The 18784-nt window shown below is 50.8% G+C and carries 17 protein-coding genes; all 17 read right to left on the bottom strand.

The annotated features are described in order from the left end of the window. Positions 1-233 precede the first annotated feature (233 nt). The 17 genes from KB559_RS12085 to metA all read right to left on the bottom strand — a co-directional run bounded on the left by KB559_RS12085 (position 234) and on the right by metA (position 18715). Positions 234-1052, bottom strand: coding sequence for a CAP domain-containing protein (locus KB559_RS12085; RefSeq protein ID WP_211022147.1), 819 nt, complete (start codon positions 1050-1052; stop codon positions 234-236). Between the two features lie 412 nt (positions 1053-1464). After that, positions 1465-2436: a 4-hydroxy-3-methylbut-2-enyl diphosphate reductase gene (locus KB559_RS12080; RefSeq protein WP_211022146.1), complete on the bottom strand. Its 972-nt coding sequence runs from the start codon at positions 2434-2436 to the stop codon at positions 1465-1467. Positions 2437-2498: 62 nt separating this feature from the next. Continuing rightward, positions 2499-3956, bottom strand: coding sequence for a sensor histidine kinase (locus KB559_RS12075; protein WP_211022145.1), 1458 nt, complete (start codon positions 3954-3956; stop codon positions 2499-2501). A gap of 3 nt (positions 3957-3959) precedes the next feature. Then, on the bottom strand, positions 3960-4649 hold the full coding sequence (locus tag KB559_RS12070) for a response regulator transcription factor (protein ID WP_211022144.1): 690 nt from the start codon (positions 4647-4649) through the stop codon (positions 3960-3962). A gap of 189 nt (positions 4650-4838) precedes the next feature. Next, the gene (locus KB559_RS12065) at positions 4839-6491 is read right to left on the bottom strand and encodes a S1C family serine protease (RefSeq protein ID WP_211022143.1); all 1653 of its coding nucleotides are present in this window, start codon (positions 6489-6491) and stop codon (positions 4839-4841) included. Positions 6492-6639: 148 nt separating this feature from the next. Continuing rightward, entirely contained in the window at positions 6640-7299 is a 660-nt protein-coding gene (locus KB559_RS12060) for a response regulator (protein WP_211022142.1), read from the bottom strand. Next, the gene (locus KB559_RS12055) at positions 7296-8339 is read right to left on the bottom strand and encodes a sensor histidine kinase (protein ID WP_211022141.1); all 1044 of its coding nucleotides are present in this window, start codon (positions 8337-8339) and stop codon (positions 7296-7298) included. The genes KB559_RS12060 and KB559_RS12055 overlap by 4 nt, the downstream gene beginning before the upstream one ends. 4 nt (positions 8340-8343) lie before the next feature. Then, positions 8344-9297 carry a cell wall-active antibiotics response protein LiaF gene (liaF, locus tag KB559_RS12050; RefSeq protein ID WP_211022140.1) on the bottom strand — a complete coding sequence of 318 codons (954 nt, stop codon included), beginning with the start codon at positions 9295-9297 and terminating at the stop codon, positions 8344-8346. Positions 9298-9497: 200 nt separating this feature from the next. Next, a complete protein-coding gene (locus tag KB559_RS12045) occupies positions 9498-9659 on the bottom strand; it encodes a hypothetical protein (RefSeq protein ID WP_211022139.1) in 162 nt (53 codons plus the stop codon). A 116-nt stretch (positions 9660-9775) separates the two neighbouring features. Next, complete coding sequence (locus KB559_RS12040) at positions 9776-10474, bottom strand: 3D domain-containing protein (protein ID WP_247681756.1); 699 nt, start codon at positions 10472-10474, stop codon at positions 9776-9778. Between the two features lie 245 nt (positions 10475-10719). After that, positions 10720-12657, bottom strand: coding sequence for a threonine--tRNA ligase (gene thrS / locus KB559_RS12035; RefSeq protein WP_211022138.1), 1938 nt, complete (start codon positions 12655-12657; stop codon positions 10720-10722). Positions 12658-12796: 139 nt separating this feature from the next. After that, on the bottom strand, positions 12797-12982 hold the full coding sequence (locus tag KB559_RS12030; protein WP_211022137.1) for a hypothetical protein: 186 nt from the start codon (positions 12980-12982) through the stop codon (positions 12797-12799). Positions 12983-13041: 59 nt separating this feature from the next. Further along, positions 13042-13926 carry a putative sporulation protein YtxC gene (locus KB559_RS12025; protein ID WP_247681755.1) on the bottom strand — a complete coding sequence of 295 codons (885 nt, stop codon included), beginning with the start codon at positions 13924-13926 and terminating at the stop codon, positions 13042-13044. A gap of 132 nt (positions 13927-14058) precedes the next feature. Beyond that, positions 14059-15195: a cyclic dehypoxanthinyl futalosine synthase gene (mqnC, locus tag KB559_RS12020; RefSeq protein ID WP_211022134.1), complete on the bottom strand. Its 1137-nt coding sequence runs from the start codon at positions 15193-15195 to the stop codon at positions 14059-14061. A 195-nt stretch (positions 15196-15390) separates the two neighbouring features. Next, a complete protein-coding gene (locus tag KB559_RS12015) occupies positions 15391-16581 on the bottom strand; it encodes a trans-sulfuration enzyme family protein (RefSeq protein WP_211022133.1) in 1191 nt (396 codons plus the stop codon). Next, positions 16574-17761 carry a PLP-dependent transferase gene (locus KB559_RS12010; RefSeq protein ID WP_211022132.1) on the bottom strand — a complete coding sequence of 396 codons (1188 nt, stop codon included), beginning with the start codon at positions 17759-17761 and terminating at the stop codon, positions 16574-16576. The genes KB559_RS12015 and KB559_RS12010 overlap by 8 nt, the downstream gene beginning before the upstream one ends. 18 nt (positions 17762-17779) lie before the next feature. Beyond that, positions 17780-18715 (bottom strand): homoserine O-acetyltransferase MetA, encoded by a 936-nt coding sequence (gene metA / locus KB559_RS12005; protein WP_211022131.1) that lies wholly within the window; start codon positions 18713-18715, stop codon positions 17780-17782. Between the last annotated feature and the right edge of the window lie 69 nt (positions 18716-18784).

Below are 18784 nucleotides of genomic sequence, written 5' to 3'. Positions count from 1 at the left end.
TTGTTGAGCCTGAACATCTCAATTTTATCGGAATGGTCTTGGTGGTCAAACCTTCGATCCCTCCACCCGCATAGCGGGTGGTTTTTTGTTTCGCACGCTTCGCGAGCTCAACTGGCTAAAGCCGTAATAAAAAACGGCGCGGAAGTATCCGCACCGTTGTTCATATTCGCATTACATTACATTGCATCGCATTACTTATGGCTGAACCAACATTTTCGCGCACAATCTCTTGCTTATCTGCCTACGAACTCTTGAGCCCAGTAGCCATTATAGTAACCGACGCCGATCAGGTTGTAATTCGCATTCATAATATTGGCACGATGCCCTTCACTGTTCATCCAGGCTTTTACAACGTCCGCAGGAGTTTTTTGTCCCATGGCAATGTTCTCTCCAGCATAGCTGTAACTAATTCCAAACTTCTTCATCATATCGAATGGAGAACCGTAGGTCGGGGAAGTATGGTCAAAATAATTGTTTTGGCTCATATCCTTCGCCTTTGCCAATGCCATATTGTTAAGTTCGGCATTTCCCGCGAGCGGCTTCAATCCCTGCTTCGCGCGCTCCTGATTCACCAGAGTGATCACCTGGGTTGCAAACTGCGATTTATCGGTGCTGGCCCCCGTGTTTGGTTGAGTTGGTTGAGTTGGTTGAGTTGGTTGAGTTGGTTGAGTTGGTTGAGTTGGTTGAGTTGGTTGAGTTGGTTGAGTTGGTTGAGTTGGTTGAGTCGGTTGAGTCTGGGAACCGGAATTGCTGTCCGGTTTAGTACCTGGCTGGCTAGTCTCATTTTGCGACGAACCATTCTGGGTTGTTCCATTCTGAGTTGAGCCATTCTGGAAGTTCCAATTCCCGTTAGTTCCGTTTTGAGCCGGTATTTGCTTATATATCTCATTCCAAGGAATCGAGTTAAAATAAGTGTTCCAGTTCGAAGAGAACGTGGTCTTAGTAGTATAAGTTGTATTCGATTGTGCCGAAGCCGGCACCACAAGTCCAGCGGCCAAAAGAGCAGTCAATCCGCCAGTCATCATAAGTTTATTGAATCGATTTGTTTTCATGCTGTCATCTCCTTGATAGCTAGATTCATATAGTGGTTGTTCAAAAAGTCATCTTTCCATGACGAAGGAGATCATGAAGCGGATTCGACGTCGAATCTTGAATTCAGACGGGCCTTCCGTTGCTCACGTACCCCATGTACGCTCCGCTACTCAGTCCCTATCTTCATCCAACCTTCTTGGTCCTGCAAACCTGATTTTTTGAACATGAACATATAGTAACAATTTTGTAATCTTTCTATCAGGAGTATAACATGAATCCTACCGCGGGGGACCCCGCAAAACTTGGAAATGCACCCTGTCCCTTCTCGGCAAACAAAAAAACAGCCGCCCTTCGAAGAACTCTTGGGACGGCTGTTGATCGATATGATATTAAAACTGTAGGTTGATCTGGCGGGTTCTGAACCGTGTCAGCCTACTGACTAACCTGTTCGGTTTTGCTCTTTGCACCGGCTTTGACCGGAGGCAGCAGCTTTTGCATATTAACCGTACGAACGATCTCCCACGTTTCCGGGTTCTCAGCATCATATTGCTCCAGATAGGCGATGACTTCTTTTGTAATCGGCGTAGGCGTCGATGCACCGGAGGTTACCGCAACTTTTTGAATGCCTTTAAGCCACTCGGTCTTCAATTCGGACACATCCGCAATACGGTAGGCTGTCACGCCTGCAATCTCTTCTGATACCTGAGCCAAGCGGTTCGAGTTGTTGCTTCGCGGATCGCCTACAACGATCACCAAATCCGCTTGACCGGCTTGTTCCGCAACCGCTTCTTGCCGCACCTGAGTAGCCAGGCAGATTTCGTTATGGACTTCGGCGCCCGGGAATTTCTCCAGCAATTTCTTCATGATATGCTTGATATCCCATTGGCTCATCGTCGTCTGATTCGTAATTACGATCTTATCCGACGTAATTTCCAAGGCTTCGATCTCTTCTTCCTTCTCGATCAAATGCACACGATCGGGCGCAACGCCAACGGCGCCTTCCGGCTCAGGATGTCCCTTCTTGCCGATATAGACGACCTCATACCCTTCGGCCACCTTTTCCTTAATCAGAACATGCGTCTTCGTGACGTCGGGACAGGTGGCGTCCACAGTAGTAAGCCCCTTATCTCTGGCCAGCTTGCGAACTTCCGGGGACACACCATGCGCCGTGAAAATCACGGTGCCGCTCTCCACCTGATTCAAAATCTCCATCCGGTTAGGACCATCCAGAGTGATGATGCCTTCGTCCTCAAAAGAATTCGTGACATGACTGTTATGGACGATCATGCCCAATATATAGATCGGGCGCGGAAGATCGAGGTTTTTGGCGGCCTGTCTGGCAAGTACCATCGCATCGACGACCCCGTAGCAATATCCGCGCGGCGAGATTTTAATAACTTCCATTGTCGTATCCCTGCTTTCTCGTTCCCGGTTTTCCTGACGGAGGGAACCTCCTCTATTATAGCTTATTCCGGCAAGGCGTTAAAGACGGCCGGAAGCCAGATAATAAATGTCGTTCCCTCGCCAAATTTGGTCATGACCTCAACCGATCCGCCATGCTCATCTATGATCCATTTGGCGATCGACAGTCCCAGACCGATGCCAGGCGTTACGCCGCGGGACGGGTCGGCCCGATAAAAGCGATCGAAAATATGAGGAACTTCGCTCCGATCCATGCCAATTCCGGTATCGGCGACCCGGATCCCGATTTGTTCTCCGGCCCGGATCGCATCGATCGTCACGCTTCCTTCGGCCGTATACTTGAACGCATTCTCAATAAAAATAAAGAGCATCTGCTGCAAATAGTCCTTGCTTCCGATGATGCTTGCCCCTTCAAGAACTTTTAGATCACCCTGAACCCAGACTGCTTCCCGCGGCAGGAACTGGGCTCTGCGGACCACTTCTTCAACGAGAGGGAGAAGCGGCACCATGTTCCGTTCAATCGTCTGTCCGGCATCCGCCCGGGCTAGGGACAGCATGTCGTTGACGAGCCGGCTCATCCGCTGCGACTCATCGGCGATATCGCTCACCGCATCCAACGACAGACTGCGAAGCTGTTCTTCGTCCATAGGAGGGCGCGCCCCTTCTTCGCCGGACCATACTTTTTTCAGCAGATCGACATTTCCGCGAATCGTCGTCAGCGGGGTCCGCAGCTCGTGGGAGGCATCCGATACAAACCGCCGCTGCGCGGAATACGCTTCGTCCAGTTCATTATAGAAGCCTTCCGTTCTGGCTAGCATGCTGTTGACCGTACCGATTAAGCGGCCTATTTCGTCATTCGGACCGTCATAATCAATCCGGACGCTAAGGTCGTTCCCGGTCTGGATTCCGTTCGCCGCCTCGATGACCTTGCCGATCGGCGCCATCGATTTCCGCGCCAGGAATAGCCCAAACGTACTCGCCACTAACAAGGTTATAGACGAGCCGATCAACAGAATCGTTTTCATCCGCTCCATCAGCCGGTCCTCGGCGTTCGTATCCGCGGCTAGCTGGAGCAAGCCGACAATCGTATCATCCAGATAGACGGCCCGTTCGTACAAAATATATGAGTTTCCATTAATCGTAATCTTTTGGAACAGGCCTTTCTTGCCAATATCTTCGATAGCCGGTACAGGAAATGCAATGTCCCGTTCCTGCAATCCTTGCGAGCGGCGCATCAATCCCACCGCATAATTGTTGAGCTGCCAGAAGATGCGGGCATCCTCCAACCGAAGCGCCTGTTTGGGGGTCAACTGAAGATCCCATCCCTGCGTCAACGTGACATTTTGCGAACTAAGGATTTGATCGGCCTGATCATCGACCTTCTTTTTGACCTCTTCATAAGTATAATAACGAACAAATCCATAAATCGAAGCGCCGAACAAGATCAGCGTAACTGCCAAAATTCCCGTATACCAAGCGGTTAGCCGCCATCTCATGGACATCTTCTAGGAGTCTCCTCTCAGTATGTAGCCTGCGCCGCGGATTGTCTGGATCACCCTTTTGCCGCCATACTCCTCCGTTTTTTGCCTTATCATCGCTATATATACTTCCAGGACATTGGACTCTCCGCTGTAATCATAACCCCAAATTTTATCCATAATTAAATCGCGGGTCAGCAGCCGCCGCGGATTTTGCATGAACAAATGAAGCAAATCGAATTCTTTGGCCGTCAGCTCCAAACGCTGTCCGGACCGCAGTACTTCACGGGAGTCCAGATCCATTACAATATCTTCAAATATCAGCCGATGATCGGCCGATTCTCCAGCCGGTTCTTTTCTCCGCAACAAGGCCCGTACCCGGGCGAGAAGCTCCTCCAGCGCAAACGGCTTGACCAGATAGTCATCTGCCCCCGTATCCAAGCCCTTCACCCGGTTTTCCACCTCGTCCTTGGCGGTCAGCATCAATACAGGAACCGTGCTTCCCCCTTCCCGTAACCTGCGGCACACCTCAAAACCGTCGATTTGCGGCATCATGACATCCAGAATGATCAAATCCGGATCAGCCGTCAGAACCATCGACAAGCCTTCCGCTCCATTTCGGGCCGTATGTACGTCATACCCCTCAAATGCCAATCCCCGCCGCAGCATAGAGGTAATTTTCTCGTCATCATCTATAACCAGAATTGCGGATCTCATCTAACCCTCACTCCTTTAATCAGCAGATCATCATTCCTGCCGCCTTCAATACATCTATCTATATTCTAGCAAAAAGCACCGGGCTTTTCCGCTTCATCAGCGATTTGGATCAAAGCCCCCACAGCTTAGAAAAAGCGGCAGGCTATAGCCTGCCGCCTCTCTTCCAAGCCGGATTAACGGCTCTCCTTGCTATTCGAGATTCGCGAACTCATTTTTGTCGCCGATCGTAATGTCCAGATCCAGCTTCCGGCCGTCGCGAACAACGTTAAATGTCACCTTGTCGCCAACCTGCTGTTTCTGAATGTACTCGATCAAAGCTTCCTTGGTTGCAAACCCTTTGCCGTCCGCACCGGTAATGATGTCGTAAGGGCGAAGGTCGGCATTATAGGCCGGGGATTTGAATACGATGTCCGATACGACGGAGCCTTCCTTCACATCGGTCCCCATTTGCTTCGCAACTTCATCAGTCATCGTCATCAGCGTTGCGCCGATAAACGGAACCGGTTTTTTCGGGATTTTCTCATTGTTCTTCAGCTTGTCGAGCACTTCCGTGATCGTGCTTGTAGGAATCGCAAACCCGATGCCCTGAGCATCCGAGCTGACCGCCACGTTGATCCCGACCACTTCCCCGTTCAGATTCAACAGCGGGCCGCCGGAGTTGCCGGGGTTGATCGATGCATCCGTTTGAAGCAGGTGCTCATATTCGCGGTTCTTTTCGCCGTTTTCTCCGGCAATCGTGATGCCGCGTTCCTTCGCGCTAAGCACGCCGGCCGTTACGGTGTGGTCAAATCCTTGCGGGTTCCCGATGGCGACCAGCCACTCGCCGACTTCCGTACTATCGGAATTCGCGAGCGGGATCGAAGGGAAGTTGCCGTCGCCTTCAATCTTCAATACGGCCAAATCCAATTCATAGCTTGTGCCAAGCACCTTGGCTTCATACGGTTTATCCGTATCCTGCACCGTGACTTGAACGACATCGGCGTTATGCACGACATGCTCATTAGTCAAAATATAACCGGTCTTATCGAAAATAAAGCCCGAGCCAATGCCTGTTGGAACCAGTTGATCGGAGCCCGAGGATGATCCGTTGTCTCCCGAGCCGCTGCCCCCGCCGGAGTATCCATCACCGAAGAAATAGCGGTAGAACGGATCGTTGCTGTAAGGACTCGTCGAGCTGCCCTGTTTGCTGGAGTTGACCAAGGTTTCAATCTTCACGACCGCAGGTCCGGCCTGCTGGACAACATTAGTTACATCACCGGGATTCGTAATCGGATAAAGCGCCTGCGTAGCCTTTGACGAAGAGGAACTGCTTCCGCTCTCCTTCGTACTGCTGCTGTTCGTAGAAGCAGGAGCGGATGCCGACACACTAGCCTCCGGCTGATCCCCTGTGAACAGGTTCTGGTGATCCGCATACACCATCGCACCTGTCATAATCAGCATTCCTGCCAGCACGCCGGCAATCACCGATTTGACCGAGGATTTCTTAGGCGGTTTGTTAAACTGCCAGTTTCCCGGATTTTTAGACGAAGCGGCTCCTCTTCCGTCCCCGTTCGCTCCGCCTCCGACTCCGCCCGCAGAGGAACGAATCTCATAAGAAGCGGGAATCGGCCGAACCGGTTGCGGTCTTGTGATTTCCACTTCTTCCGGCTGCCGGCGGTCATAAGAAGGACTTCCTTGATCGCTGCCTTCGCCGTTTCCATAGGATTGGAATGGTCCGTACGAGTAGTAGTATGATGAGCCCGAACCTTCCGAATCCCGGGACTTGTCGTAATTATTTTCATTTGCGTTAGTATTATTGCCATCCCCGAAAGGCTGACCTGATTTGTTTCTTTCCTCGTCCATGGTGATATTCCCTCCTTCCCCCGCACGGTGCAGGGGGTATCTTGTTTTCTTGTTCTTATTTTGTACTATAAACCTTAAGCGTACCTTAAAAACAATTAAAAAGAAGATAAAAGCGAAAGAATAACATATAAGATCAAATAATCAGAAATTAACTGCCGGAGACCCATCCTTGTCGATGCGCATGGATCGCCAGCTGTGTCCGGTCCTCCAGCTCACATTTCATCAGCAGATTGCTGACATGGGTCTTGACCGTTTTAATACTGATATGAAGTTCCTCGGCGATATCTTTATTGCTCTTCCCTTCGGCAATCAGCAAGAGCACTTCCTTTTCCCGCTCGGTCATCCCCGAATCGTCGCCCTGAACGCTCCGCTGGCGAAGCCCCCGGGTCAAAGCCTGGGCCACGTCCCCCGTCATCACCGGCATCCCCCGGTAAGCTCCTTGCAGGGCATAGATCAATTCTTCCGCGGACACGGTTTTCAGCACATAGCTGACCGCTCCCGATTCCACAGCCTGTACTACCAGGTCATCCTCCAAAAAGCTCGTCAAAATTACAATCTTCATCCCTGGGAAGCGGCTAAGCACTTCCTTGGTGGCTTCGGCGCCGTTCATAACAGGCATCATTAAATCCATCAGAATGATGTCCGGCTGTCCTTGAGGAATTCCCCGCTCCAATACGGCAACCGCATCCTGGCCGTTCGCAGCCTCGGCGATCACCTCGAAACCCGGATCAAGCATCAGATAAGTTTTAAGTCCCATTCGCACCATATCATGATCGTCAACGATCATTACTTTAATCTTATCGCTCATTCCCGTTCTCCCCTTTTGCTATCTTCGAACTTTGGAATATGTACCCTGATCGTCGTTCCCGCACCGGGTTTACTTATGATTTCCACATGTCCTCCGAGCTTTTCCGCCCGCTCTCTCATCGTGGTAAGCCCGTAGGAACCCTGCTTCTGATAAGTACTGCTGAATCCTTGCCCGTCGTCGCTGATACTGAGCACCACCTGCCTCGGCCCCTCGCGCAGCGACAAGCTTACCAGCTTGGCTCCCGCATGCTTGACGATATTGGCCATGGCTTCCTGCACGATCAGGAACAATTGATGCTCCTTCGCTTCGGACATGTCGCCATGCAAATCCATATCCTTGATTCCCTTAAGCCCGTTCTGCCTGCAATAGTCGGGGAACCACTGATCCAGCGCTTCCGCCAGCGTTTTGCCGACCAATTCCATCGGACGGAGCTGGGCGATCAAAGCTCGCATCTGTTTTTGGGCCGTGTTGGACATCAGGATCAGCTGGTCCATCACAAGATGAGCCTGCTCCTCGTTATTTTCCAGCACTTTTGGAAGGGAGGAAGCGGCCATATGAATCGCAAACAGCTGCTGGCTAACCGTATCATGCAGATCCCGGGCCAGTCTCCTGCGCTCTTCCAAAACCGCCTTTTCCGCGGCCTGTTCCTTCTCCATAACTTCCTTCTCGCCCAATTGCTGCAGCAGCTGCATCTTTTTCTCTACCGCATCCGTCATATTGTTGAATTCCTGATAAACCCCGGCAAATGTCTGATCGACAGTCTCCGGCATGCGTACGGATAAATTCCCCTTAGCCACTTGGAGCATGTTCAGGTGCATCGGATCGATCCGGCCTTGAATACGCCGCCCTGCGACATAACCAATAATGAGCGTCAAAACGACGACCCCCGCCACATCGTAAATCCATACCCGGGAGTCATGGACGACAATGACCCCGGTTATGGTTCCGATATAGAGAGTAATCGCCGCCAAACTGCCTGTCAGTAAGAAGAAAAGCAGAAGCTCCCATTTTGTATTCTTTAAAATCCGCTGTACTATCATATTCTTAGCCCACCATATTCACTTTTACATCGCCAATGAATACGCTCACGACCAGTTTTACCCGTTTGCTGGCCTCGCCGTAGTACGGAGATTGGGCATCGACATTGCTCATGAATCCGCCCTGCTTCTGGTTCAGCACCTTCAAATCGCCGATAAATGCGCTGGAATTTGCGGTAATTCCGATATCCATATCTTCAGGAATGAATACTTTCACGTCCCCGATAAAAGCGGATACGTTGATTTTCGTTTCACCATAAGGAATCTGTGCTTTCGTTAAATCGATGATCGTATCCCCGATAAAATGGGAAATGTTCGTCGGATGCAGTTCAAAATAATCCTGCCCCAAGTGAACGTCTCCAATGAAACCCGACTTGTTCACGATCTCTGGCTTGCCGGTTGAACCGTTGCCCATCCCGAACGAGTCATAGCGCTGTTTCTCATGCTTGTATTTGAATTTGTCTTCTTTCTTCGCCTCGTCCTTCTCAAGCCCGCCAAAAATCGAATCCAGCGGGGATTCCATCTCCGGAATGTACTTATTATTCAGCGGTGGTACCGGTGGTCTCGATGGCGGCGGCGGTGGTGGTGGCGGAAAATTCCGATCACGGTCGTTTCGGCTGTGGCCTGGTTTAAACAGGACGAACAGTCCTCCGACGATAAGCGCAAGCGGGAAAAAGAATTTAAAGAAATCTCCCGGCGACAACGAGATCAAATCAAGATTATTGGCCAGAAAATAGCCCCCGATAACGATCAATATCGCGCTCCCGATGAAGCTCGATCCTCTCCACTGCCCATTTCCGAGCTGGCTAAGCCCGCCTAGTATTAAAAACACGGGCCAGTAGGTTGAGAAAAGATAACCCAGGCTCAGGTCCGTAATTCCTAATTGGTTCAATAAAAATATCCCGCCGACAGAGATCAGCACCAGGCCTCCTATCAGCCGTCCCAACAATCCGTTTCTCATTGCATTTCCCTCCAAATGGTTCATTCCTGAATCTGTTAAACCTATTGTAACGGATTCCCGGGAAGGGCAACAGCGGCGCGAGGTGGAACCTTGTCTCGGTCTCGGGACCGAGGGGTTTTACTTTTTTATCCAAATAAATAAAAAGAGACGCTTCCGGCCCACTTAAAAATGGGCGGAAAACGTCTCTGGATGCTTCAATATTATTGTTGTTGTTGTCCTGCACCCTTGTTCATTGCAGCATTGCGGGATGCTTTTGCTTTTTGGGCAATCGTTGCATTGGATTCTTCAGCGAACTCGGCATTATACTTCTCGTTCGGTGTTTTATACCCAGGAGAAGCTGCCTTGTTTTTTTGATTCGGCATGAAATTTCACCTCCCTTTGCATAAAGCGCAGGCATTGATATGCCTTGGCGGCCGTTTGTTATGGCCACGTCCCTTATTATGCTTTCAGGTAAAGTGAAATATTCAGGCTCAGGTCTCTAGATCGCCTGGTCCCATACCTTATCGGAAAACTCCTTGTCGACTTCCATCGCTTTGCCCAATTTGTTAAGCATTGCTTCCGTCAGCTTGCCGTTTCCTTTACGAATAACCTGGACCTCGACTTCCTTCTTGCCCCATTCTTTGAATACCTGTTTGGTCGTTTTGAAGTAAAGGTCAATTTTGTTGCCTTTAATTGCCGATCCTTTGTCCGCGACTACGCCGTAGCCGTACCCTGGAATATAAAGAATGGTACCGAGCGGAAATACTTTTAAATCCGCGGCAATCGTAGATATCGTATCTTTATCCCGGCGAACCTTTACCCCGGAATACGTGATCCCGTATTGAGGATGACTCGGCTTCTTGCCTGTCGATTCAAACCCGGCTGTATAACCGGTAGCCATAACCTTGACCGTTTGAACCTTCTTTTTGGCCGCCTCTGGCTTAACCTCTTGGGTCTTCTTCTCCAGGAAAAGCGAGTGAATCGAACCGTACGCTCTTTCTCCCTCCGGCTGGATGTGCTTAAGTATTTCCTGCTGTCGGGCATGCTCCCGGTATTCCTGGAGCACATATTGATTATATTGACTCTTCGACATTTCGGCCGTAATGGCATAAGTTGTACTCTCTGCGGCTATTCCATGGAGTAGAAAAACGACTACAAAACTTAGCGCAACTCTCCGCCACAAATTAAATTGACGCATATGAAAACCTCCCCCTTATTCCGAAGGGTTTCCACATGCGCCACAGTTTATACATTATAGAGTGTGATAATGTTCAAAAATCGGCTTTTCAGCACCGAGAAGGTTGGATGAAGCAGAGACTGAGGAGCGCAGCGTAGGCAAAACCTACATGAGCACCGGAAGGCTCTGCTGAATTCAAGATTCGACGCCGATTAAGCTTAAACGAATTACTTCGTGATCAAAAGACGACTTTTTGAACTACCTTTTTAAATTACGTGATTGCGGATTTCGTCTTGGAGGAGTGCTAACACCTCATCCAGTGCCTTCGCGCCGAGGTCCCCTTCGCCGCGTTTGCGGACGGAGACGCTGCCGCTGCTCTTCTCGTTCTCTCCGACTACGAACATGTAAGGGATCTTCTCCAGCTGCGCTTCACGGATTTTATAACCGAGCTTTTCGTTACGCAAATCGCTCTCAATCCGAATACCACCAGCGCGCAATTTGTCTTCAACAGAACGCGCATAATCATCGAATGCTGTAGATACCGGAATGATTTTCGCTTGAACCGGCGCCAGCCAGAGCGGCAGGTTACCTGCAAAGTTCTCAAGCAGGAAGGCCGAGAAGCGTTCCATCGTACCGAGGATGCCCCGATGAAGGACAACCGGACGGTGCTTCGCGCCGTCGTCTCCGACATACTCCAGCTCAAAGCGTTCCGGAAGCAAGAAGTCGATTTGAATCGTAGACAATGTTTCTTCTTTTCCGAGAGCTGTCTTAACCTGTACGTCCAGCTTCGGACCATAGAAAGCCGCTTCCCCTTCGGCTTCAAAGAACGGAAGCCCCGCTTCCTCTACTACTTCACGCAACATGCGTTGAGCGGTATTCCACATCTCGTCGTTCGCAAAATATTTCTCCGTATCCTGAGGGTCCCGGTAGGACAGACGGAAACGATACTCTTTGATACCGAAGTCGCTGTAAACCTGCTTGATCAGATCCAGCACGCGTGTGAATTCGCTCTTGATTTGATCCAAACGGCAGAAGATATGCGCGTCATTCAAAGTCATGGAACGTACCCGGTGAAGCCCTGTCAAGGCGCCGGACATTTCATAGCGGTGCTGCATGCCGAGCTCGGCGATCCGGATCGGAAGATCACGGTAGCTTCTCATGTCGCTCTTATAAACCATCATGTGATGCGGGCAGTTCATCGGACGAAGCACGAATTCCTCCGTGTCGATCGTCATTTTCGGGAACATGTCATCCTGGTAGTGCTCCCAGTGTCCCGAAGTTTTGTACAGGTCCACATTCCCGAGAACCGGAGTGTAAACATGTTGATAGCCGAGGCGTTCTTCAATGTCAACGATATAGCGTTCCAGCGTCCGGCGCAGCGTAGCGCCTTTTGGCAGCCAGATCGGCAGGCCTTGTCCGACAAGATTGTTGAACGTAAAAATGTTCAATTCTTTACCAAGCTTGCGGTGATCGCGTTTCTTGGCTTCTTCCAGCATATGCAAATGATGATCCAGCTCCGCTTTCTTTACGAAGGCAGTTCCGTAAATCCGCTGAAGCATCTTGTTGTCACTGTTGCCGCGCCAGTAAGCGCCCGCCACGCTAAGCAGCTTGAACACTTTGATTTTGCCGGTGGATGGAACATGCGGTCCGCGGCAAAGGTCGAAAAATTCGCCTTGATCATAGATAGAAAGAACGCTATCTTCAGGCAGGTCACGGATCAATTCCAGCTTGTACGGATCGCCAAGCTCAGTAAAGATCGCGACAGCTTCTTCCCGGCTGACTTCGCGGCGGATAATCGGCAGATTTTCTCCGATGATTCGCTCCATTTCTTTTTCGATCTTTTGCAGATCCTCGGGATTGAGCGGATGCTCCAAATCCATATCGTAATAGAATCCGTCCTCAATAACTGGCCCGATTCCAAGCTTCACTTCTTTGCCGCCAAACAGGCGTTTTACCGCCTGCGCCATCAAGTGGGCAGTGCTATGGCGCATAATTTCCAGGCCATCCTGGGAATCCAAGGTAATAATTTCTACCTTTGCCCCGTCTTCCAGCTTCGTATTCAAGTCAACGGCCTTGCCGTCAATTTTGCCGGCTACCGCATTCTTGCGCAAGCCGCTGCTGATGGAGGCAGCTACATCCTCCAGAGTGCTTCCTTCAGCGTATTCCCGAACCGAGCCGTCCGGCAGCGATACATTAATTGCCATTGTTAATTCCTCCCGTAGATGATTAATGATTATAGTCCCGGAATCGGACAACAAAAAAAGCCCGCCCCGGAAAGGGACGAGCATGATTTACCCGTGGTTCCACCCTAATTCGGCGTCAGTGCTTCCGCAAAGACAACCCTTATTCGGCATTATGTAACGGTAATGAACCGGCGGTCCCTAATGTGTCCACAGGCAAGGACTGGTTCGGAATCGCAGCTACAAAGGGGTAAACCAAAACCGGAGCATAAGGGAATTTCAGCCGGGTTCCCTCTCTCTGCACTGTCCGTTGTTTCTGGTTCATGTCTTTGTCAACGCTTTTGCTCAATGTAAGCAAATTTGAATCACGTGTAATTATAAAACGAATACGTTGCCTCGTCAAGAACCCTATGTCCCTTGATCCAGGCGTCTCGATTCCTGATGAAACATCTGGCATGGAGGGCAGTGCAAACAAACCTCTGCACGGTCACCGAAGATGCGGCGGATCGTCGAAATGATCTGTGCCTCGGGATGAAGCGTGTGGATCATGATCCGATTGGGGGCCAACGAGATAAGGGTGCTGACGATCATATCCTCCATCTCCATCTCCTGATCTGCTATATTGGCCACCACCCCTCCACAAGGAGGCGCGCTGATCTTAGTGAATTCCTCACTCAGGATACTGAATTCATGATCTTGCTTATGCATCAAATGGATAAGCGGGGTTAGCGGTTCTTGAAAATGAACAAAATATTGCAGCAAATGGATGAATTCCTCGTACTGCTGATCCAGCAAATATTCCTCCATGGCGACATCCACAGTTTCCCGCAGCTTGTCCCTGTAATCCTGAAGCCGGAATGCAATAAACCCTTCCAGATCCAGGTACGAGTTCTCCTGCAAATATCCCTTGAGAACATGATAAATCCCGTCCATCCGTCTCCGTCTTGCCGCTTGATCGCCCACTTCCGGGCCCGCAAGCAGCTTTCGGCAGGACTCTTCCGCCGCAAGACCTTCATCGCGTGTAGCAAACGAATACTGGGCCCATGCGATTTTCAGGGCCATACTTTCCTCCAGTACTTCAACGATATATCTGGAGATCCCTCGAGCGAGTCCTTCCTTAATTTTATGTTCCAGCTTCATATCGCCAGAGGGTCGGGATATCGTCAAATTCATTACGTTCCCTTCCGTGGTGTACCGGAGATCCCCCCGGGCGGCCGCTTTATGTAATGCACTTCCGGGTTCGCCGATACCGATATAATCAAGGAGCTGCTGTTCCGATTGTAAGCTTTTCATGTCCGCACGCAACGAAAAAAAATCCATAAGCTCTCCCCTTTCGCTTCCTTCCCAAAGTATATGGCGGGAGGGAAACGGATATACGGGGCGGGCCTATGGAAAGATAGCCAGCATTACCAAATGAATAATTAATTAATTTTGCATGATAAAGTCGCGTTCAATACTGGAGTCCTTATCAAATACGCGAAGGATTTCATATTTCGTATTCCGTTGGGCCGGCGTTTTGCCTGCCGAGCGGATGATCGACAAGATCGACTCGATGTTAACCTTGTACGTAGCACCGGCGGAGGATACGACATTTTCTTCAATCATCGTACTTCCAAAATCATTGCAGCCATACTGCAGGGACAACCTGCCGACTTCTGGTCCCATCGTAACCCAGGAGGACTGCAGATTCTTAATATTGTCGAGCACGATCCGGCTGATCGCTACGGTCTTCAAGTAAGATTCCGGCGTCTGGCGGTCCACCTTGAGATTGGTGTTGTCCGGCTGGAACGTCCAAGGAATAAAGGCAAGAAAGCCTTCGGACGGATATCCGTTCTGAATGCACTCGTCCTGCGCTTCGCGGACACGAAGCAGGTGAAGCGCGCGCTCTTCCATCGATTCGCCGAAGCCGATAACCATAGTCGCGGTCGTATTCATGCCGATCCGATGAGCCGTCTGCATCACATCCATCCAATCGCGCCAGGAGCCTTTCGCCCGACTGATTTTACGCCGGGTACGGTCATCGAGAATTTCCGCTCCGCCGCCGGGCAGCGAATCCAATCCCGCCGCATGAATCTCGCGCAGCACTTCCTCGAGAGAAAGTCCGTTAGAAACTTCCTTCATTTTCAAAATTTCCGCAGGAGAGAACGAATGCATCGTAATTTCCGGGAATCTGGCCTTGATGGCTTTCAACAAATCCGTGTAGTAGCTGAACGGCAAATTCGGATTGGTTCCGCCCTGCATCAGAATTTCGGTTCCGGCAACATCGATCGTTTCCTGGATTTTTTGAAAAATAGTCTCATCGGGCAGCACATAGCCTTCTTCCGAGCCTGGACGACGATAAAATGCGCAAAACCGGCAATACACGTCGCAAACATTCGTATAGTTTACGTTCCGTCCAATGACGAAGGTCGTCACCGGGTCGGGATGCTTTCGCTCCATTAAAATGTTGGCCACATGACCCATTTTCTCCACTTCGTCCGACTCAAACAGCTTGATCGTATCTTCAAGGTCGAGGCGCTCCCCTTGCAGCGCCTTGTCTAAAATATGATTAATTGCGGTCATTTGGCTGCCTCCTAGCGTTTTCCTAATAGTGTGAGTTCAAAAAGTCGACTTTTTGAACTACATCTGATAAATAATCAAAAAATTCCAAAACCATACCAGATAATCGTAACACAATCATCTTCATTATAAAATAACCTCCCGGAATTTAGAACAGCACCCGATCCAAGCTCGGGTGCTGTTAAGGAGGCGAATGTATTAGCTGTTCTTCAGCGCCTGTTCCAGATCGGCGATCAAATCGCCGATATCTTCAAGACCGACGGAGAAGCGCAGCAAGCCGTCGGTAATGCCGCGCTCATACCGGACTTCCTGCGGCATGGACGCATGTGACATCATGGCCGGGTACGACAGGATGCTTTCGACAGCGCCAAGGCTGACGGCCACAAGCGGAAGCCGGACCTTGCTCAGCACTTGCTTCGCCCGCTCGCCCGAGCCGACGTCGAACGATACGACCGCGCCGTAGCCGGCCGATTGCCGTTCCTGAACGTCACGACCCGGGTGTTCAGGCAGGCCTGGATAAAACACGGCGTCAATATCGTCCCGCCGGCTCAACCAATCGGCAAGCTTGCGAGCACTGATTTCGCTGTGCGCCATGCGCGCGCCAAGCGTCTTCATGCCCCGCATCAGCAGCCAGGAATCCTGGGCACCAAGCACGGTGCCGAGACCGTTCTGCAAGTATTTCAGACGGTTCCCCAACGACTCGTTCCGGGCCACAGCCAGACCGGCCAGAACATCGCTATGCCCGCCCAGGAATTTCGTCGCGCTGTGCAGCACGATATCTACGCCAAGCTCAATAGGCCGCTGGTAGTACGGTGTCATAAATGTGTTGTCAACGATGCTGAGCAAGTCATTTTCCTGAGCCCACTTCGCGATCAAGGCGAGGTCCGTGATTTTAAGGGTCGGATTGGACGGCGTCTCCATAAACACGGCCTTCGTATTCGGCTTCAGCGCCGCTTGAACTGCGGCAAAATCCGTCATGTCGACGAAGGTCGCCTCAATGTTCATCCGGCTTAATATATTGGTAAGCAACCGATATGTACCGCCGTATACATCTTCCGTCACAATCAGATGATCGCCGGCCGAAAACAGCATGAACGTGGTCGAGATCGCCGCCATACCGCTGGCAAACGCCAATCCGCGCGAACCGCCCTCGAGAACCGCTATATAATCTTCCAACGCCTGACGGGTCGGATTGCCTGAACGGCTATAGTCGTATTCCGGCGGGTTAAAGATGTCGTGATGATGGAAAGTGGATGCCTGGTAGATCGGGACGCTGGACGCCCCCGTAGCGGCGTCGACTTCATTTCCGAAGTGGATCAGCTTCGTATCGAATTTCTTGGCCGGTAATTCCGGCGATCCGCCTTGCTGAGATTGTCCGCTATCACTCATTCCCTTGACCTCCTTCGACTTCCAGCCGAGCTGCCTCGAGTGCCTGACCCAGGTCCTCGATCAAATCCTCCGCATGCTCAATACCTACCGAGAAGCGGAGCAACCGGTCGTCTACACCGACCGCTTCGCGGATTTCGACAGGGATGTCGGCGTGGGTCTGAACTGCCGGATAAGTCATCAGCGATTCCACTCCGCCCAGACTTTCCGCAAAAGCGATCAATTCCAGGTGCCGGAGCACGGGCTCAACATAACGGGCATCGGTGACTTTAAAAGCAAAGATCCCCGTATTGCCGCTGGCTTGCTTCTTTTGAATATCATGACCCGGATGATCCGGCAGTCCAGGATGGAACACCTCCGCGATTTGCGGATGCTGCTGCAAGTATTTCGCGATGGCGAGAGCATTGCTCTCATGGCGTTCCATTCTCAGTGCCAAGGTCTTCATGCCGCGCATAAGCTGATAGGAGTCGGTTGGGCTGAGCACGGCACCGATGGAATTGTGAAGAAAAGCGATCTCGCGTGACAATTCTTCACCCTTCGTGATAATCAAGCCGGCAAGCACATCGTTATGGCCGCCCAAATATTTGGTCGCACTGTGGACGACAATATCCGCACCAAGTTCAAGCGGGCGCTGAAAATATGGCGTCAGCAGCGTATTATCCACAACGGTCACCAGCTGATGACGCTTCGCCCAAACAGTAACCGCCTCAATGTCGGTAATCATCATCAACGGATTGGTCGGAGTTTCAATGAATACCGCTTTCGTATTCGGTTTGCGCTCGCTCTCAAGGGCGTCCAAATCGTTGGTATCCACATAGGAAGCGCTAATCCCGAACCTGGACAATATCCGCTCCAGCAACCGGTAAGTTCCTCCGTACAAATCAAGCGATACGATCAGATGATCACCTTGGGAAAACAAGCTGAATACGGTCTGCAGCGCGGCCATACCCGAACTGCAGGCAAATCCCGCGTCCCCGCATTCGAGTGCCGCGGAAGCTTCTTCAAGTACAGTTCGGGTCGGGCTCTTCGTACGGGAATAATCAAATCCCGTGCTCTGACCGAGCCGCGGATGCCGGAACGCTGTCGCTTGATATATCGGGTAGTTTACCGCACCCGTGACCGGCTCCTCTACCGAACCGATCTGTGCCAATCTGCTCTCCAAATGCCATTTGTTCTCTTTCACCTTGAATACCCCTCCACTTTAGATCTGATAAATAAATTCGGCCAATTGATCGATATCATAGGGTGTTTCCTGATACACATAGTAATTCAGCCAGTTGGAGAATAATAAATTAGCATGCGCTCTCCAGCTTGAAGCAGGAGTTTTGGAAGGATCGTTATTCGGATAGTAGTTGACCGGCAAATCGATGTCGAGTCCTTTAGCGACATCCCGGTCGTATTCCCATTTGAGTGAACATGGATCGTACTCCGAATGGCCGGTTACAAAAATCTGCTTCCCGTCCCGCGACGCTACGAGATAGATGCCGGCTTCTTCGGATTCCGCCAAGATTTCAAGCTCAGGCACGCGTTCGATATCTTCCCGGGAGACATCCGTGTGACGGGAGTGGGGCACCTGGAACACTTCGTCAAAGCCGCGCAGAAGTTTCACATGCGGATTGTTGACCGTATGCGGGAACACGCCGAAGCACTTTTTCTCCAAGTTCAATTTCCGGACGCCGTAGTGATAATAAAGACCCGCTTGGGAAGCCCAACATATATGCATCGTCGAAGTTACGTGGCTTTTGCTCCATTCGAAGATTTCCTTCAACTCTTCCCAATAATTCACTTCTTCAAATTCAAACTGTTCGACCGGAGCACCCGTCACAATCATACCGTCAAAGCGGCGGCCTCTGATTTCATCAAAGGTTTTGTAGAACATGTTCAGGTGTTCCGCGGACGTGTTCTTGGAAGTATGTGACCGGGGGTGAAGCAAAACGATCTCGACCTGAAGCGGCGTATTGCCAAGCAGACGCAAGATTTGAGACTCCGTCGTTTCCTTGATCGGCATCAGATTCAGAATGGCGATACGCAGCGGACGTATATCCTGCTGATAGGCCCGGCTCTCATCCATCACAAAAATATTTTCGTTCGTAAGCACTTCCTTGGCCGGCAAATGATCCGGTACTTTAATCGGCATGATTTTTCACTCCTTCTGACGACTAGACTGGAATTTTGCTTGCTGAAAGCGGGCGTTGACAAGAAAAAA

Source organism: Paenibacillus sp. Marseille-P2973, from assembly GCF_018101095.1.
Taxonomy (GTDB): Bacteria; Bacillota; Bacilli; order Paenibacillales; family Paenibacillaceae; genus Fontibacillus; species Fontibacillus vini.
The sequence above is the reverse complement of the archived record's forward strand: the minus strand, read 5'-3'. Positions and strand labels throughout refer to the sequence as shown.

Coding starts and splice junctions, on each gene's coding strand:
- KB559_RS12085 (WP_211022147.1), bottom strand. CDS start 1,052: ATGAAAACAAATCGATTCAATAAACTTATGATGACTGGCGGATTGACT.
- KB559_RS12080 (WP_211022146.1), bottom strand. CDS start 2,436: ATGGAAGTTATTAAAATCTCGCCGCGCGGATATTGCTACGGGGTCGTC.
- KB559_RS12075 (WP_211022145.1), bottom strand. CDS start 3,956: ATGTCCATGAGATGGCGGCTAACCGCTTGGTATACGGGAATTTTGGCA.
- KB559_RS12070 (WP_211022144.1), bottom strand. CDS start 4,649: ATGAGATCCGCAATTCTGGTTATAGATGATGACGAGAAAATTACCTCT.
- KB559_RS12065 (WP_211022143.1), bottom strand. CDS start 6,491: ATGGACGAGGAAAGAAACAAATCAGGTCAGCCTTTCGGGGATGGCAAT.
- KB559_RS12060 (WP_211022142.1), bottom strand. CDS start 7,299: ATGAGCGATAAGATTAAAGTAATGATCGTTGACGATCATGATATGGTG.
- KB559_RS12055 (WP_211022141.1), bottom strand. CDS start 8,339: ATGATAGTACAGCGGATTTTAAAGAATACAAAATGGGAGCTTCTGCTT.
- liaF (WP_211022140.1), bottom strand. CDS start 9,297: ATGAGAAACGGATTGTTGGGACGGCTGATAGGAGGCCTGGTGCTGATC.
- KB559_RS12045 (WP_211022139.1), bottom strand. CDS start 9,659: ATGCCGAATCAAAAAAACAAGGCAGCTTCTCCTGGGTATAAAACACCG.
- KB559_RS12040 (WP_247681756.1), bottom strand. CDS start 10,474: ATGCGTCAATTTAATTTGTGGCGGAGAGTTGCGCTAAGTTTTGTAGTC.
- thrS (WP_211022138.1), bottom strand. CDS start 12,657: ATGGCAATTAATGTATCGCTGCCGGACGGCTCGGTTCGGGAATACGCT.
- KB559_RS12025 (WP_247681755.1), bottom strand. CDS start 13,926: ATGAAAAGCTTACAATCGGAACAGCAGCTCCTTGATTATATCGGTATC.
- mqnC (WP_211022134.1), bottom strand. CDS start 15,195: ATGACCGCAATTAATCATATTTTAGACAAGGCGCTGCAAGGGGAGCGC.
- KB559_RS12015 (WP_211022133.1), bottom strand. CDS start 16,581: ATGAGTGATAGCGGACAATCTCAGCAAGGCGGATCGCCGGAATTACCG.
- metA (WP_211022131.1), bottom strand. CDS start 18,715: ATGCCGATTAAAGTACCGGATCATTTGCCGGCCAAGGAAGTGCTTACG.